General features: G+C 64.4%; 12 protein-coding genes. All 12 read left to right on the forward strand.

The window, feature by feature from the left end:
- The first annotated feature begins 48 nt into the window (after positions 1-48).
- A complete protein-coding gene (locus LG409_RS15375) occupies positions 49-1,224 on the forward strand; it encodes an MFS transporter (RefSeq protein WP_227407055.1) in 1,176 nt (391 codons plus the stop codon).
- Between the two features lie 53 nt (positions 1,225-1,277).
- Positions 1,278-2,069: a SapC family protein gene (locus tag LG409_RS15380; protein ID WP_227407056.1), complete on the forward strand. Its 792-nt coding sequence runs from the start codon at positions 1,278-1,280 to the stop codon at positions 2,067-2,069.
- A gap of 31 nt (positions 2,070-2,100) precedes the next feature.
- Positions 2,101-3,552, forward strand: coding sequence for a TolC family protein (locus LG409_RS15385; RefSeq protein WP_039175276.1), 1,452 nt, complete (start codon positions 2,101-2,103; stop codon positions 3,550-3,552).
- A complete protein-coding gene (locus LG409_RS15390) occupies positions 3,539-5,677 on the forward strand; it encodes a type I secretion system permease/ATPase (RefSeq protein ID WP_227407057.1) in 2,139 nt (712 codons plus the stop codon). Before LG409_RS15385 ends, LG409_RS15390 begins: the two co-directional genes overlap by 14 nt.
- Entirely contained in the window at positions 5,674-6,990 is a 1,317-nt protein-coding gene (locus LG409_RS15395) for an HlyD family type I secretion periplasmic adaptor subunit (protein ID WP_039175272.1), read from the forward strand. Before LG409_RS15390 ends, LG409_RS15395 begins: the two co-directional genes overlap by 4 nt.
- Positions 6,991-7,120: 130 nt before the next feature.
- Positions 7,121-10,015 carry a valine--tRNA ligase gene (locus LG409_RS15400; RefSeq protein WP_227407058.1) on the forward strand — a complete coding sequence of 965 codons (2,895 nt, stop codon included), beginning with the start codon at positions 7,121-7,123 and terminating at the stop codon, positions 10,013-10,015.
- Positions 10,016-10,215: 200 nt separating this feature from the next.
- Positions 10,216-11,265 (forward strand): aminoglycoside phosphotransferase family protein, encoded by a 1,050-nt coding sequence (locus LG409_RS15405; protein ID WP_227407059.1) that lies wholly within the window; start codon positions 10,216-10,218, stop codon positions 11,263-11,265.
- Positions 11,266-11,287: 22 nt separating this feature from the next.
- The gene (locus tag LG409_RS15410) at positions 11,288-12,511 is read left to right on the forward strand and encodes an ABC transporter substrate-binding protein (protein ID WP_189462690.1); all 1,224 of its coding nucleotides are present in this window, start codon (positions 11,288-11,290) and stop codon (positions 12,509-12,511) included.
- 16 nt (positions 12,512-12,527) lie between these two features.
- Positions 12,528-14,216 (forward strand): ABC transporter permease, encoded by a 1,689-nt coding sequence (locus tag LG409_RS15415; protein WP_227407060.1) that lies wholly within the window; start codon positions 12,528-12,530, stop codon positions 14,214-14,216.
- Positions 14,216-14,851, forward strand: a complete 636-nt coding sequence (locus LG409_RS15420) for an ATP-binding cassette domain-containing protein (protein WP_227407061.1) — start codon at positions 14,216-14,218, stop codon at positions 14,849-14,851. The genes LG409_RS15415 and LG409_RS15420 overlap by 1 nt, the downstream gene beginning before the upstream one ends.
- A complete protein-coding gene (locus tag LG409_RS15425; protein WP_227407062.1) occupies positions 14,838-15,557 on the forward strand; it encodes a TIGR04283 family arsenosugar biosynthesis glycosyltransferase in 720 nt (239 codons plus the stop codon). The genes LG409_RS15420 and LG409_RS15425 overlap by 14 nt, the downstream gene beginning before the upstream one ends.
- On the forward strand, positions 15,547-16,173 hold the full coding sequence (locus LG409_RS15430; RefSeq protein ID WP_227407063.1) for a TIGR04282 family arsenosugar biosynthesis glycosyltransferase: 627 nt from the start codon (positions 15,547-15,549) through the stop codon (positions 16,171-16,173). The genes LG409_RS15425 and LG409_RS15430 overlap by 11 nt, the downstream gene beginning before the upstream one ends.
- The last annotated feature ends 32 nt before the right edge of the window (positions 16,174-16,205 follow it).

The raw sequence follows: 16,205 nt of genomic DNA on the forward strand, positions 1-16,205 counted from the left end.
TCCTCCAAGCATCATTCAATAACAACAACTCCAAGGATGGGACACCCCATGCCGTCAACTGTCCTGGCCCGCTGGCCGCTTGCCGTCATTGTCATTGCTCAGCTCTTTGGTACCTCGCTCTGGTTCAGCATCAACGGCGTTGGCCTGGCGCTGCAGGAAGCGGCGGGGCTCAGCGAGCGCGACCTGGGGCTGCTGACCATGGCCGTTCAAGCGGGCTTCATTACCGGCACGCTGGCCATCGCCACCACGGGCCTGGCGGACCGCGTACGGGCCAGCCAGCTGTTTGCCGTCTCGGCCGTGCTGGGCGCCGTGCTCAATGCCGCCTTCATTGACGTGGTGGAGAGCCTCTCGCTGGCAGCCATGGCACGTTTCATGGTGGGGCTTTGCCTGGCAGGCATCTACCCGCTGGGCATGAAGCTGGTGGTCAGCTGGACACCCCGCCATGCAGGCTCGGCACTGGGTTGGCTGGTCGGCATGCTGACCCTCGGCATTGCCTCGCCGCACCTGCTGCGGGGCGTCACGCTGCACCTGCCCTGGCAGTGGCCGCTGCTGCTCTCCTCGGTACTGGCGCTGCTGGCCGCGCTGTTGATTCTGCGGCTGGGCACAGGGCCTCACCTGCCTGCCAAGGCCTCGGCAGGCCGCCCCTGGGCAGGGCTTGCCGCCTTCAAACAGAAAGCTTTCCGCGCCGCGTCGCTGGGCTATTTTGGCCACTGCTGGGAACTCTACGCCCTGTGGGCGCTGGTCCCCTTGCTGGTGGCCAGAGAGCTGGAACGGCTCAGCGCCGCCGCCAGCCTTCAGCCGTGGCTCAGCTTTGCCGTGATCGCGCTGGGCCTGCCCGGGTGTGTGCTGGCAGGTCGCTGGAGCCGTCGCATAGGCAGCGCAAAGGTGGCCTTCGTAGCGCTGGCAGTATCCGGCACCCTCTGCCTTCTATACCCGCTGCTGGCGGGCCTTTCCCCAGGGTTCCTGCTGGCCCTGCTGGCGCTTTGGGGCATCAGCGTGATTGCCGACTCGGCGCAGTTTTCGGCCCTGGCGTCGGCCAGCGCGCCCCCCGAGCGGCTGGGTGCCGCCCTGGCCATGATGAATGCCATCGGCTTTGCGCTGACCATCCCGTCCATCGCGCTGGTAACGTCGCTATGGGAAAGCCAGGGGCCCTGGGTGACCTGGTGGCTACTGCCCGGCCCCGTGATTGGCCTGTTGACCATGCGCAGGCTGATCTTGCGCTGACGCACCGAGCTGGATTTGGTAAGGTGCGCGCTTGACGATATAAGGTGTGCCCCATGACCCTTGCAGCCCACTGGGAACCGCTGGACCCAAAACGCCACGGCGCGTTGATGTGGCGACGTTTTACCCGTTACCACTTTGCCCGCCACACCCTCATGACGCCCCTGGCCGATGCGGAGCTGCGGCATGCGGCTGCCTGTTTTCCAATGGCCTTCGTGAACGGTGATGAAGGGTGGCAAGCGGTGGCGCTGCTGAGCCTCGATGATACCCACAACCTGTTGGTCGATGCCGACGGCCGCTGGCAAGCCGCTTACGTTCCTTCGGCCCTGCGCAGCCACCCCTTTGGCTTGCATCCCGACGCGCCGGGGCAACTCTGCATCGACACCCACTCCCCCTGTGTGGTCGAGGCCCTCGATGGCGAGCCGTTGTTTCAGCAACAGGGTGGCCTGGCCCACTTTCCACAACAGGTGCTGCGCTTTTTGACCCAGCGAGCGCAAGGCTGCCAGCGTGTTGCAAAGGCGCTCTCCGCCCTCGACCAGGCCAGGCTGCTCACCCCTTGGGCGCCAAAGGCCTACCAGGGGAGCGTGACGCTGCATCAGGTGGACGAAAGCGCCTGGCAATCACTTACCGACACACAACTGGGGCTTTTCTGGCAATTGGGAGCCGTGCCTTTGGTGTACGCTCAGCTGCAATCGCAGCACCAGATGGGGCGACTGCTGGCCTATCGACAGCGCCGCACTCCCCCCGCGCCGGCCGCCTCGCCTGCCGACACGTCTTCCACCCTGGCACAGTGGCAGGAAGCGCTGAACGATGAAGAGCAATACCACTGGCAAGACCCTCGTAAGTGAGTGCTCGGCACCACCTAGATCAGGAAAGTGTATGAACGTAAATGTGATGGCGCTGCCTCGCCGAGTACGCCTGGGTTGTTGCCTGGGGGCCATGCTGTTGCTGACCTGCCCGCCGCTGGTGGCACAGCCTGTATCTGAAGCTCAGGAGGAACTGCTCCCCCTGCCCGCCTCGTCACTGGAAGGCCCGGTGTTTACGCCCGAACTGCGCCAGCAGCTGGACGCGTTCCGCTGGCAGGAAGGTCGCTCTGCTCAACGGCACCAGGGCCTCGATGACTTGCGCTACCGCCTCCAGAGCGCGCTGGAACAGCAGCCGAGAATTCTTGCTCAGCGCTCCCGAGAGCGTGAGTCGGTGCTGCAGATCGATGAAGTACGCGCCGTACGTCGCCCGCAAGTCAACGCAGGCCTCGAGTATCGCAATGATCTCCAGCGCACCGAGGCGCTGCCCGACCGCGGTTCGCGAATGGACGCCGTGGTCACCCTCAGCCAACTGCTGCTGGACTTTGGTGCCAGCGGTGAGCGCTTGCGCGCCGCCGACCTCAGCGCGGAAGCGGCATTCTGGCAATCCCAGGTCAGCATCGAAGAGGAAGTCCTCTACGCCATCAATGCCTACCTGGAGGTAGCGCGCTTGACCACGCAGCGCCAGTTGGCAGAGCACAATCTCCAGCAGCACCAGCGCATTTTCACGGATGTCAGCCTGCGGCGCGATGCCGGGGCGGGCTCGCGAGCGGACGTTCTGCGCGCACAAAGTCGCTTGAGCGATGCCGAGTCTCGACTGATCTCCCTGGAAGGCGAGCTGGCTCGTGCCATCAATGTCTATCAGGAAGCCTTCTTCACGACACCGGACACCCTGGCGCTGCCTGAAAGCGCCGCCATGCTACGCGATGTCAACGCCGACCAGCTGCTGGACAGCGCCCTCAGCCGCAATGCCGCGTTACGCAGCCGCACCCTGGCCAGCGAAGCCAGCGGCGCCGAAGCGCAGGCCACCCGCAATGCGCGTCTACCCAGCGTCAGTGTCGCCGTCGAGGGTCGCCAATTCGATGTCAACGATTTCAATGAGTCCGATAACGACGTGGCCCTGCTGTTCAATGTGGATTACACCCCCTACAGCGGCGGCGCCACTTCAGCGCGCGTGGCCCAGGCCGTCGAGCGCCAGCAGCAAAGCCAGTACGAGCAGCAGGCGCTGCGCCGCGAGCTGGAGCGCGAAGTCCGCTCTGCGCTGACCGATACCGATACCCGGCGTGCCGAACTGGCAGCCCAGACCGCTACACTGGCCGCCGAAGAGGAGGCCTTGCTGGCATACCGTGATCAATTTGCCGTCGGCCGCAGCAGCATCAACGACCTGCTGGATGCCCAACGAGACCTGTTCCAAGCCGCCGTCGAGCTGGTCAATCGCCGAGTACGCTGGGAACAGGCCAGCTTTCAACAGCTGGCCGTGACCGGCGAACTGCTGGACGCCCTGGAGATACATATTGAACGCCGCTGATTCGCGCTCCGACGCCCTTGAACAATGCCTGACGTTTGTCGCTTCGCATCTGGAACTGCCGGTGTCGGCAGCAGCCGTACGGGCGCATCGCGTTGGCAACGAGACCGCCATGACCCCCGATGGCTTCATCGACGCCGCCGAGCGCCATGGCATGGTGGCGGCGCTGGGCGAGCACGGCCTGGAAACGCTGGGTAACTCGCTGCTGCCAGCCGTTGCCCTGCTCCAGCATGGCCGCGCCGTGGTGATCATCGGGCGTATCGATCAGCAGCGGTTTGCGCTTTACGACCCGGCCCTGGGTGACCAGCCGGTGGAGACCACCCTGGCAGCACTGCAGGCCGAATATATCGGTCATGTGATCGCCGTGCGCGCCCGCTATCGTCCCGTCGCGCTCAATCAGGCCCCCGAGATACAGGGCGGCCACTGGTTCTGGAGCGCCCTCACGAACAACCGCTGGGTGTACACCCAAGTGGTGATCGCCGCCGCCCTGACCAACCTTCTCGGCCTGGCGACCTCACTGTTCATCATGGTGGTGTACGACCGCGTGCTGCCCAACGAGGCCATCGAATCGCTTGTCGCGCTCACCATAGGGGTGAGCATTGCGCTGGTCTTCGACTTTGCCGTCAAGACCTTGCGCCAGCTGTTCATCGAGCGGGCAGGCCAGGAAGCGGACCTGCGCATGGGGCGACGTATCTTCGATCACGTCCTCAACCTGCAGATGAGCGCCAAGCGGGGCTCCACCGGTGGCTTTGCCAATACGTTGCGGGAGTTCGAAACCCTGCGCGATTTCTTCGCCTCTGCCTCCCTCGTGGCGGTGGTGGACCTGCCGTTCATACTGCTCTTCGTCGGCGTCATCTACTTGATTGGCGGCCCCTTGGCCATCGTGCCACTGGTGGCGGTCCCGCTGGTGCTGCTGATTGGCGTGGCCGTGCAGCCCTTCCTCAAGCGGCTGTCCGGGCAGGCCTTCGAAGAGAGCCGCTCCAAGCAGGGGGTATTGATCGAAGCCGTGGCGGGTCTTGAAACCATCAAGGCCAGCGGTGCGGCCCCGATGATTCGCCAGCGCTGGGAAGAGAGCGTTCAGCAGCAATCGAAGGTGGGCCGCCAAGGTCGCGCCATTCAGCAGTTTGCGCTCAACGCCACGGCCCTGGCGCAGCAGGCCGCCCAGGTAAGCATCGTCGTCTATGGCGTGTTCCTGGTCGGGGATGGGGTGATTTCCATGGGCGCCATGATTGCCTGTGTCATTCTCACCGGCCGTGCCCTCGCGCCGCTGGCCCAGCTGGCCCAGACCATGACGCGCATCAATCAGGCTCGCACCTCGTACCGAGCCCTCGACCAGCTCATGAGCATGCCATCCGAGCGCCCCGCCGGGCGCCACTATTTGAGCCGCCCCTCGCTTGACGGCAAGCTGTGCCTGCAGGATGTCAGCTTTCGCTACCCCGAACAGACCACCGCCGCGCTGGCTAATATCAACCTGACCATCCATCCCGGCGAAAAGGTCGCCTTGCTGGGTCGTGTCGGTTCTGGAAAAAGCACCCTGGCGCGACTGCTGCTGGGAATTTATCCGCCTGAGCAGGGCGCCGTTCTGGTGGACGACACGGACCTGCGGCAAATCGATCCTGCGGACCTGCGCCACAACATCGGCAGTGTCCTGCAGGAAGCCTGGCTCTTTTCCGGCACGGTACGTCAGAACATCGCCATCGGTGCACACCACCCGACCGACGAACAGATCCTGAACGCTGCCAAGCTGGCGGGAGCTCACGACTTCATTGCCCGTCACCCGAAGGGCTATGACATGCCCATTGGCGAACGCGGCGAGGGGTTATCCGGCGGCCAGCGGCAGCTGATCTGCCTGGCGCGCGCGCTGCTGGGCGCGCCGCCTATCCTGCTGATGGACGAGCCTACCAGCGCCATGGATATCCAGACCGAAAAAGAGGTCATCGCACGGCTCAAGGCCGCCAGCACGCATCAGACGCTGGTGGTGGTGACCCACCGGACAAGCTTGCTGGAGCTGGTCGACCGCGTGGTGATTCTCGACCAGGGCCGCATCATCGCCGACGGCCCCAAAGCCAGCGTGATGCGCCCGGTAGAAGCCTCCCCCACTCGTACGCGTGAAGGAACAGCCCCGTGAGCCAGTCGCACTCTCCGTTGGATTTCGAGCATTTCGTGCGTCACGGCCGCGCCAGGCGGCCCATGGCCAGCAGCCTGTTGCTGATGACCATCATCGGCTTTTTGCTGGTGGGCTTCATCTGGGCCTACCTCACGGAGGTCGACGAGGTCACGCGGGGTCAAGGCAAGGTCGTGCCCTCGCGCAGCCTGCAGGTCGTCGAAAGCCTGGAAGGCGGGGTCGTCACGGAAATCAACGTACGCCGTGGCGATGTGGTGGCCCAGGGAGATACGCTCATGACCCTGAGCGGCGGCACGCTGGAAGGGGACTACGAAGAGAGCCTGCAGCGCCTGCGGTCGCTGCAGCTGCGCCTGCAAAGGCTCGAAGCCGAAATCAATCAGGTGCCGCTGGCACTGGATGAGGCATTGAGCCAAGGCGCGCCCAGCGTCGCGGCCAGCGAAACGCGCCTGTTCCACGGTCGCCAGCTCGAGCTGGGGGCCGAGTTGCAGGTACTGGAACAACAAGGCTATCAGCGCCGCCAGGAAAAAGCCGAGCTGGAAGCGGCCCTCAGCACGGCCCGAGCCGGTGTCCAGCTCGCCGAGCAGGAGCTGGCGATCATTCAGCCACTGGCCCAGCGCGGCATCGAGCCTGAGACCTCCCTGTTGCGGGTAAGACAAACCCTCAACGAGCTGCGCGGTGACGTGGCTCGCCAGCAGAGCGCCGTGGCCAGGGCCGAAGCCTCCATTGCCGAAATCGAGGACCGCAAGGTAGCGGCGCGCAACGCGTTCGAAGCCGATGCGCTGGCGCAACTGGCCGAAGCCACCTCGCAGGTCGCCGAGCTGGAAAAAACGCTGCCCGGCCGTGCCGACCAGGTGGCACGCACCACGATACGCTCGCCGGTGGCCGGTGTGGTCAATCAGGTGCACATCAGCACGGTTGGCGGCGTAGCCCGCCCCGGCGAGCCGCTCATCGAGGTCGTCCCTGCCGACGATGCGCTGTTGGTGGAGGCCCACATCAGGCCTTCCGATATCGCCTTTCTCTACCCCGGGCAGCCGGTCAAGGTGAAGCTCACTGCCTATGACTTCGCCCGCTACGGCGGTCTCGACGGCGAGCTGGTGACCATTGCTGCCGATGCCGTGCAAATGCCGGAAACGGGGGAGCTGATGTACCCGGTCGAAGTGCGCACCGAAGGCTATCTGTACGATGCCGACAACCAGCCGCTGTCGATCATTCCGGGCATGGTGGCCGAAATCGACATTCTCAGCGGCAAGCGCAGCGTGCTGGACTACCTGATGGAGCCCGTCGTCAAGGTCCGTGATCGTGCGCTGAGGGATTAAACCAGCGGGAGGAGACGACCCTCCCCCTGACGCCCCCAGGCGAGTCGCGCTATACTTGTCGCCATTTTGCATCCTTGACCTATGAATTCGATACCTCGCCAGGCGGGGCGTCTCTGCTGTGAGTGACTCCATGGATAAGACCTACCAACCCGAACAGATCGAAACCCGCTGGTACGAGCGCTGGGAAGCCGACAATCGCTTCGCGCCATCGGGTCATGGCCAACCATTCTCGATCATGATTCCGCCGCCCAACGTCACCGGCAGCCTGCACATGGGCCACGCGTTCCAGGACACCATCATGGATACCCTGACGCGCTGGAAACGAATGCAGGGCAACAACACCCTGTGGCAGGTAGGCACCGATCACGCGGGTATCGCCACGCAGATGCTGGTGGAGCGCAAGATCGCCGTAGAAGAAGGCAAGACCCGCCATGACCTGGGCCGGGATGCCTTCATCGACAAGGTGTGGGAATGGAAGGAAGAGTCTGGCGGCCACATCACCCGCCAGCTGCGCCGCATGGGCGCCAGCGTCGACTGGAGCCGTGAGCGCTTCACCATGGACGACGGCTTCTACAAGGCGGTTCAGGAAGTCTTCGTGCGCCTGCACGAAGAGGGCCTGATCTATCGCGGCAAGCGGCTGGTGAACTGGGACCCCACCCTGCACACCGCCATTTCCGACCTGGAAGTCGAAAACAAGGAGCAGCAGGGCAGCTTCTGGCACTTCCGCTACCCGCTGGCCGATGGTGTCAAAACCGACGACGGCAAGGATTACGTGGTGGTCGCCACTACCCGCCCGGAAACCCTGCTGGGCGACACCGGCGTGGCCGTGAACCCGGAAGACCCGCGCTATGCATCGCTGGTCGGCCAGTTCATCGAGCTGCCTCTGGTGGGTCGCCGCATTCCCATCGTGGCCGACGAGCATGCCGACATGGAGAAAGGCTCTGGCTGCGTGAAGATCACCCCGGCCCACGACTTCAACGACTACGAAGTCGGCAAGCGCCAGAACCACCTGCTGATCAACGTCTTCACCAAAGATGCGACGATTCTGGAGCAGGCAGAAATTTTCAACCTGAAAGGTCAACCACAGCCCGATGAAGACGCCAGCCTGCCGGCCAAATACGCGGGCCTGGACCGTTTCGAGGCACGCAAGCAGATCGTTGCGGACATGGACGCGCTCGGCCTGCTGGAGCAAGTGGAAAGCGTCAACAACACGCTGCCCTACGGCGACCGCTCCGGCGATGTCATCGAGCCGCTGCTTACTGACCAGTGGTTCGTGGCGGTGGACAGCCTGGCCAAGCCCGCTATCGCGGCGGTAGAGAATGGCGACATCCAGTTCGTGCCCAAAAACTACGAAAACATGTATTTCGCCTGGATGCGCGACCTGCAGGACTGGTGTATCTCCCGCCAGCTGTGGTGGGGCCACCGCATTCCTGCCTGGTACGACGCCGACGGCAATGTGTACGTGGCTCGAACTGAAGAGGAAGCCCGCGAGAAGCATGGTCTCGGCGCTGACGTCGTACTGACCCAGGACGAAGACGTGCTGGACACCTGGTTCAGCTCGGGCCTGTGGACTTTCGGCACCCTGGGCTGGCCGGAAAAAACCCCGGAGCTGGACACCTTCCACCCCTCCAGCGTGCTGGTCACCGGTTTCGACATCATCTTCTTCTGGGTCGCCCGGATGATCATGATGACGCTGAAATTCACCGGCGAAGTCCCCTTCAAGACCGTCTACGTTCATGGCCTGGTGCGCGACGGCCAGGGCCAGAAGATGTCCAAGTCCAAGGGCAACGTGCTCGACCCCATCGACCTGATCGACGGCATCACCCTGGAGGCGCTGCTGGAAAAACGCACCGGCAACATGATGCAGCCTCAGAAAGCCAAGGCGATTGCCAAAGCCACCAAAGAGGAATTTAAAGACGGCATCGAGCCTCACGGCACCGATGCGCTGCGCTTTACCTTCCTTTCACAGGCCACCACCGGGCGCGATATCAAGTTCGACATGAACCGCCTGGATGGCTACCGCAACTTCTGCAACAAGCTGTGGAACGCCTCGCGCTACGTGCTGATGAACGCCGAAGGCGAAGACTGCGGCACCCTGGGCGAGGAAGTGGAGCTCTCGCTGGCCGACCGCTGGATCATTTCCCAGCTGCAGAAAACCGAAGCGCAGGTCACCAGGGCGATGGACGAGTACCGCTTCGACCACGCCTCCCAGGCGCTTTACGAGTTCGTCTGGAACGAGTACTGCGATTGGTACCTCGAGCTTTCCAAGCCGGTGCTGTGGGAGGATGACGTACAGGGAAGTACCAATGCTGCGGGAGACAGGACGCCGGAAGCGGAAGCGCTAGTGAAGCGGAAGCGCGGCACGCGCCGCACCCTGGTGCGGGTACTCGAAACCATCCTGCGCCTGGCCCATCCGATGATGCCTTACATCTCGGAAGAGATCTGGCAGCGGGTCGCCCCTCTGGCGGGCACCTACATGGGCGAGGGCGCGTCCATCATGCACCAGGCATGGCCAGAAGCCGACGAGAGCAAGATCGACGAGCAGGCCACCCGGGATATCGAGTGGCTGAAGGGCGTGATCATCGCGGTGCGCAACATCCGCGCCGAAATGAACATTGCCCCCGGCAAGCCACTGGACGTGCTGCTGACCAAGGGCCAGCCGGAAGACGCCGAGCGCCTGGATCAGAACCGTCGTTTCCTGGCCAAGCTGGCCAAACTGGAAAGCGTCACGTGGCTGGCCAACCCGGATGAAGCGCCGCTCTCGGCTACCCAGCTCGTCGGTGATATGGAAGTGCTGGTGCCCATGGCCGACCTGATCGACAAGGACGCCGAGCTTGCCCGCCTTGCCAAAGAGATCGACAAGCAGGACAAGCTGATTGGCGGCATCGAGAAGAAGCTGGGCAACGATGGCTTCATTGCCAAGGCCCCCGTGGCGGTAGTGGAAAAGGAGCGGGCAAAACTCGCCGAGTTCCAGGCCACCCGGCAACTGCTGGAAGAGCAGCAGGCCAAGATTGCGGCCATGTAACGCTGCACCGCTGATGCACGACACGACGGCACCCCCTGGGGTGCCGTTTTGGTCAGCGTCTCTGAAAATTCATCATCACGGTCGTCATCTTTTTTCAGGATGAACAGTGTAAGGTATTCACCATGACAAACACCAAGCGTCATCGGTGACCACTTCATCCATCGGCTTCACCATGGCCTCAACCAGGCAGAATGACGACTATGTCCACTCTTTCAGAGCCACGCCTGCAAGCGTTGGCAGCGACCTTGCAGCGCGAAGGGATCGACTATCGGTCGCTCTCCCCCATGGCCGACACCGGCCTGGCCCATGACCATGTCTGGATTCACCGCGCGGGGGGCGACTGGGTCGCCAGGCTGCCCAAGCAGAGCCAGATGAACTTGCCGCCCCAGGAAAACCTGGACTACCAGGCCGCCTGCTATGAGCGTGCCAGCCAGGGTGGCCATACACCTCGCCTGCACCATGTGCTGCCACCAACCCAGGCACTGCCCCGAGGCGCCTTACTGGTGGATGCCATTGCAGGGAAGCTGGCGACGTTACCTCACGACTTGCCCGCCATTGCCGATGCGCTGGCCAGCCTGCACTGCCAGCCGCAGCCTCAGCAGCACGCGCCTCTGCTTGCCCCGGCATCGCCCTGGCAAGCCATGATTGATGAAGTTCACCAGCAGGCAGCCTGGCTGGACGAGGCACAGCTCTCCCGTAGTGTTCATCTGCGTATTCAGCAGGAGCTGGATTTGCTGCCCAAAGCCCTGGAGGACGCCACCCCCACGTTGATCAGTTTCGATACCCACCCTGGCAATTTCATCGTGACGGAGACGGGCAAGGCAGTCCTGGTCGACCTGGAAAAGTGCCGCTACGGACTGCCCGGCATCGACCTGGCCCACACTTCGCTGTATACCTCCACCACGTGGGACATCCACAGCCATGCGGTACTGGAACTGGGTGACGTGGTCGCCTTTTATCGACGCTGGCGCCAGCAGATGCACCATACCCATGGCCAGACAGGGCTCAGCGCCACCCATTTGATCGCCTGCCGTCGAGCGACCTGGCTCTGGTCACTGACCTGGTGTGCCAAGTGGCGTGGGCAGCACCTGAAGCGTCAGGATGGCTCCCGTCAGGGAGAGGACTGGTCGGCAGAGTTGACCAATCCCGCAGTCATCGAGCATGTCCGCGAACGCGTGAACCATTATCTTTCATTGCCGATCATCGATCATGTCCATGGCGAGCTACAACGTCTGCAAACAGCTTTGTAAAATATTGATTAAGAGGTGAATAATGTCATTACGCGTATCTCACGGCGCACTGTTCGCCACCACGCTCGCCATCGCCTCGCTGGCTCTGCCCTTGAACGCTCAGCCGCATGCTCAGGACTGGGAAAGCGTCCTGGCCGATGCCGAAGGCCAGACCGTGTACTGGAACGCCTGGGGTGGCGATGACCGCACCAATCGCTACATCGACTGGGTCGCCGGGCAGATGCGTACCACCTACGGCGTGCGCATCGAGCACGTCAAGCTCGATGACACCAGCAGCGCCGTGGCTCGGGTACTGGGGGAAAAGCAGGCGGGAAATCACGACGATGGCAGCATCGACCTGATCTGGATCAACGGTGAGAACTTTGCCGCCATGCGCGCCCAGGACCTGCTGTTCGGCCCCTTTGCCGACTCGCTGCCCCATTTCGCCCTCACCCACCCCGACGACAACCCCGAGGTAGTGACGGACTTCACGCTGCCCACCGAAGGCTATGAGTCCCCCTGGGGCAAGGCACAAATCACCTTCTTCTACGACAGCGCCCACATCGACACGCCTCCCCAGAGCATCGAAGCTTTGCTGGATTGGGCGCAGCAGAACCCCGGCCAGTTCAGCTATCCGCGCATCCCCGACTTCACCGGCAGTACCTTCCTGAAGCAGGCGCTGATCGAACTGACGGAACAAGACGAGGCGCTCTATCAGCCTGTCGAAAACGCGGATTTCGAGGCCATCACGGCCCCGCTATGGGCCTACCTGGATGCGCTGCACCCCCACCTGTGGCGCAGCGGCCGCAGCTTCCCTGCATCCGGCCCCAACCTGCGCACGCTGATGAGCGATGGCGAGATCAGCCTGGCCTTCTCCTTTTACCCCACCGATGCCGCCGTGGCCGTGATGGAGTACGAGTTGCCGGACAGCGTGCGCAGCTATGTACTGGAAGGGGGCACCCTGGGCAACGTCCACTTTGTGGCGATTCCCTATAACTCGCCCCACAAGGCGGGCGCCATGGCGCTGGCCAACTTCCTGCTCTCGCCGGAGGCGCAAGCGCAGAAGCAGTCGCTGAGCATGTGGGGCGACCGCAGCGTGCTGGCCATCGACCAGCTCAGCGACGCGCAACAGGCACTGTTCCAAGAGGGCGACCACCATCCTTCGGCCCTGCCTGCCGACGCTCTCTCCAATACCCTCGCCGAGCCCCACCCCAGCTGGATGACCGCCCTGCAAGCCGCCTGGCTCGAGCGCTACGGCGTCAACTAAGCATGGCCTTTCGTTCATGATGCTGCGGCTGGCGCCCATCACCCTCGTGGCGCTGCTGGTCCTGCCGGTGACGGCAGGGCTGGCCATGGTGCTGCTGCCCGCCTTTGGCTATCTGCCAGTCATTGGTCGCGAGCAGCTGAGCCTCGCCCCCTGGCAACAGCTAATGGCCCAGCCGGGGCTGGGCCGCTCGGTGCTGGTCAGCCTGTTCAGCGGCCTGGCCAGCACTGTCCTGGCGCTGCTGGTGGTGGTGCTGTTTCTGGCCGCCAGCCAGGGCACCTGGCTTGACCGCAGCCTGCGGCGATGGGTGTCGCCGCTGCTGTCGATTCCCCATGCGGCGGTGGCCTTTGGCTTTGCCTTCCTGATCGCCCCGTCCGGCCTGACGGCGCGGCTCTTCTCGCCCTGGTTGACCGGCTGGGAGAGCCCGCCTGACGCGCTGGTGGTCAATGACCCCTGGGGGGTGGCCTTGACCCTTGGCCTGGTGCTCAAGGAAGCGCCCTTCCTCCTGCTGATGAGCCTGGCAGCGCTGCCCCAGCTGCAGCCCGAAAAGCGGCTTCGGCTTGCCCGGTCGCTGGGCTATACCCCGGTGATCGGCTGGCTGAAGGTGGTGCTGCCCTCGCTCTACCCGCTGATTCGGCTGCCGGTCTACGCGGTGATCGCCTACGCTACCTCGGTGGTGGATATGGCGCTGATTCTGGGCCCGCGCCTACCGCCGACCCTCAGCGTGTCGATTCTGGGCTGGTTCAACGACCCGGACATCACCCGCCGCCTGATGGCCTCTGCAGCGGCCGTGCTGCAACTGGGCGTCACGGTGCTGGCCCTGCTGCTCTGGTGGCTCATGGAGCAGGGTGTGCGCTGGTCAAGCCGGGGCTGGCTCGTCAACGGCAGCCGCCAGCGCGGTGCCACGGCAGTGAAGATAGCGGGCCGAGGCGGCCTGACCCTGGTAACCGTCGCCGCCCTGGCGGCCCTGGCGGGGCTGGCGCTGTTTTCGGTGGCCAGTTTCTGGCGCTTTCCTGAGCTGTTCCCGCAAGCGTTGACCCTGGACCACTGGCAGCGCAGCGCCCCTCAACTCGCAGGCCCCCTGCGGACGACCCTGGCCATTGCGGTGGTCTCCACGGGGGTGGCGGCGCTACTGGTAGTCGCGGCGCTGGAGCATGAGCAGCGCCAGCAGATTCGTCCTTCCCGTGCCCTATGGCTGCTGTACCTGCCGTTACTGGTGCCGCAGATTGCGTTTCTGTTTGGCTTGATCGTGGCGGCGGAAAGCCTCGGGATTCGCCCGCAGCTGGCGCTGGTGATGGCAGGCCATTTGCTGTTCGTGTTGCCCTATCTTTACCTGTCGTTGGCGGAAGCCTATCGCCAGCTCGACCCGCGCTGGATTCACATGGCACAGTCGCTGGGTGTCACGCCCAACCGCGCGTTTTGGCGGGTGCGGTTGCCGCTGCTGCTTGCCCCGCTGCTGACGTCGCTGGCCGTCGGGTTGGCCGTGAGCATCAGCCAGTACCTGCCCACGCAGCTGCTGGGGGCGGGCAGGGTTTCCACCGTGACCACCGAGGCGGTCGCCCTCGCCTCCGGCGGCAATCGACGCTTGATTGGCGTCTGGGCGCTGGTGCAGGCCGTTCTGCCGCTGGCGGGTTTCATGCTGGCGCTGGCGATCCCCCGCTGGCTGGGAGTGCCCCGCAGCGTCTCGTCCAATGAAGGAGCCCGGTAATGAACACCGCTCGACATGCCCTGACCCTGGAACAGGTGCGCATTTTCCTGGCCGAGCGCGAACTGCTCCACGTCGAAGCCACCATCGCCCCCGGCGACGTGCTGACCGTCATGGGGCCTTCCGGCTCGGGAAAATCGACCCTGCTGGCCTTGCTGGCCGGTTTTCTCGCCGCCCCCTTTCGTGCCGAAGGCCGTCTATGGCTGGGCGAGCGCGAGCTCTCCCCCCTGCCAGCAGAGCGGCGTGGTATCGGCCTGCTGTTTCAGGACCCGCTGCTGTTCCCCCACCTTAGCGTGGCGGGCAACCTGCGCTTTGGCCTGCCCAGGCGTAGCCCGCACCCCCAGGCACAGGTGACCCATGCGCTGGCTCAGGTCGGGCTGGCCGGTTACGAAGCGCGTGACCCGACCACCCTTTCCGGCGGGCAGCAAGCCCGGGTCGCGCTGATGCGCTTGCTGCTCTCCCAGCCCCGGGCCGTATTGCTGGACGAGCCGTTTTCCAAACTGGACACGGCGCTGCGCCAGGAAATGCGTGCGCTGGTGTTCGGGCAGCTCCGCGACGCCGGGCTGCCGACCCTGCTGGTCACCCACGACGAGGCCGACGCCTCGGCAGCAGGAGGCGACGTGCTTGTCCTCGACTGACCACGGCCCTGGGCTTCCCAGGGTGACGCTCATCATCCCGGTGCTCAATGAAGCGGCGAGCATTCACGCCACGCTGATGCGCCTGCAACCGCTACGCTCGCAAGGCGTCGAAGTGCTGGTGGTGGATGGCGGCAGTCGCGACGCCAGCGTGGCACTCGCCACCCCGCTGGCCGACGCGGTGCTCGAAAGCCCGCCGGGCAGAGCGCGGCAAATGAACCTGGGCGCCCGGCAGGCGCAAGCGCCCCTGCTACTGTTCCTGCACGCCGACACCCACCTGCCCCAGGGCCATGAACCCCGGGCCATCGATGCGCTTTGCCAGGCGCTGCTGCACCGCCACTGGGGGCGCTTTGACATTCGTCTGGCAGGGCAAAGCCGCTGGCTGCCGCTCGTCGCCGCGCTGATGAACCGACGCTCTCGGCTCAGCGGCATCGCCACCGGCGACCAGGGGCTGTTCGTGCGTCGTGAGACGTTTTTTGCGCTGGGCGGCTTTCCCGACCAGCCGCTGATGGAAGATATCGAACTCAGCAAGCGCCTGAAGGCGTACTCACCGCCCGCCTGTCTGCCCCATAAAGTGGTAAGCTCGGGCAGGCGCTGGGACCAGCAGGGCGCCTGGACAACCATCTGCCTGATGTGGCGGCTGCGCTACCGCTACTGGCGTGGCGTCAGTGCCACGCAACTGGCCAAGGAGTACCGTGATGCCCGTTGACTCGCTGCCTGCCCACTTGCACCTGTTGGCCAAGGCCCCACTGCCCGGCCACGCCAAGACCCGGTTGATCCCCGCTTTGGGCCCTCAGGGGGCCGCCGATGCCCATGCCACCATGGTGCGCCACTGTGTGGCCACGGCCTGCGAGGCCCTGGGGGCGAGCCAGGTCACGCTTTGGACCTCGCTGGAGCATAATCACCCGCTGTTTCTGGAGCTGCAGGCGCAGCATGGCATTGCCCTGGCTGCCCAGCAGCCTGGCGACGTGGGCATGCGCGTTCGTCGGGCACTGAATCACACGTCAGGCTACCCGGCCATGGTCATGGGCACCGACTGCCCCAGCATCAGCGTGGCCATGCTGCGACGCTGCCGAGCAGCCCTGGCCACCTTCGATGTGGTCATTCTGCCCGCCGAAGATGGCGGCTACGGGCTGATTGGCAGCCAACAGGACTACCCCGAGCTGTTCATGGCGATTCCCTGGGGCACCGAGCAGGTGCTGAGCGTGACCCGCGAACGCCTTGCCGCGCTGGGCCTGGAGGCCGCCTACCCCGACACCATGTGGGACATCGACCGCCCCGAAGACTGGTTTCGCTGGCAACAGCTTCATCAAGCGAGTGTGTAAGGCACTCTCGCTTATCGTCACTGACCATCACC

Origin of the sequence: Halomonas sp. NyZ770, from assembly GCF_020616575.1 — a bacterium.
Taxonomy (GTDB): domain Bacteria; phylum Pseudomonadota; class Gammaproteobacteria; order Pseudomonadales; family Halomonadaceae; genus Vreelandella; species Vreelandella hamiltonii.

Bases quoted from the DNA above. Each gene is read 5' to 3' on its own strand.
- LG409_RS15375 (WP_227407055.1), top strand. From the start codon at position 49: ATGCCGTCAACTGTCCTGGCCCGCTGGCCGCTTGCCGTCATTGTCATT.
- LG409_RS15380 (WP_227407056.1), top strand. From the start codon at position 1,278: ATGACCCTTGCAGCCCACTGGGAACCGCTGGACCCAAAACGCCACGGC.
- LG409_RS15385 (WP_039175276.1), top strand. From the start codon at position 2,101: ATGAACGTAAATGTGATGGCGCTGCCTCGCCGAGTACGCCTGGGTTGT.
- LG409_RS15400 (WP_227407058.1), top strand. From the start codon at position 7,121: ATGGATAAGACCTACCAACCCGAACAGATCGAAACCCGCTGGTACGAG.
- LG409_RS15405 (WP_227407059.1), top strand. From the start codon at position 10,216: ATGTCCACTCTTTCAGAGCCACGCCTGCAAGCGTTGGCAGCGACCTTG.
- LG409_RS15410 (WP_189462690.1), top strand. From the start codon at position 11,288: ATGTCATTACGCGTATCTCACGGCGCACTGTTCGCCACCACGCTCGCC.
- LG409_RS15415 (WP_227407060.1), top strand. From the start codon at position 12,528: ATGATGCTGCGGCTGGCGCCCATCACCCTCGTGGCGCTGCTGGTCCTG.
- LG409_RS15420 (WP_227407061.1), top strand. From the start codon at position 14,216: ATGAACACCGCTCGACATGCCCTGACCCTGGAACAGGTGCGCATTTTC.
- LG409_RS15430 (WP_227407063.1), top strand. From the start codon at position 15,547: ATGCCCGTTGACTCGCTGCCTGCCCACTTGCACCTGTTGGCCAAGGCC.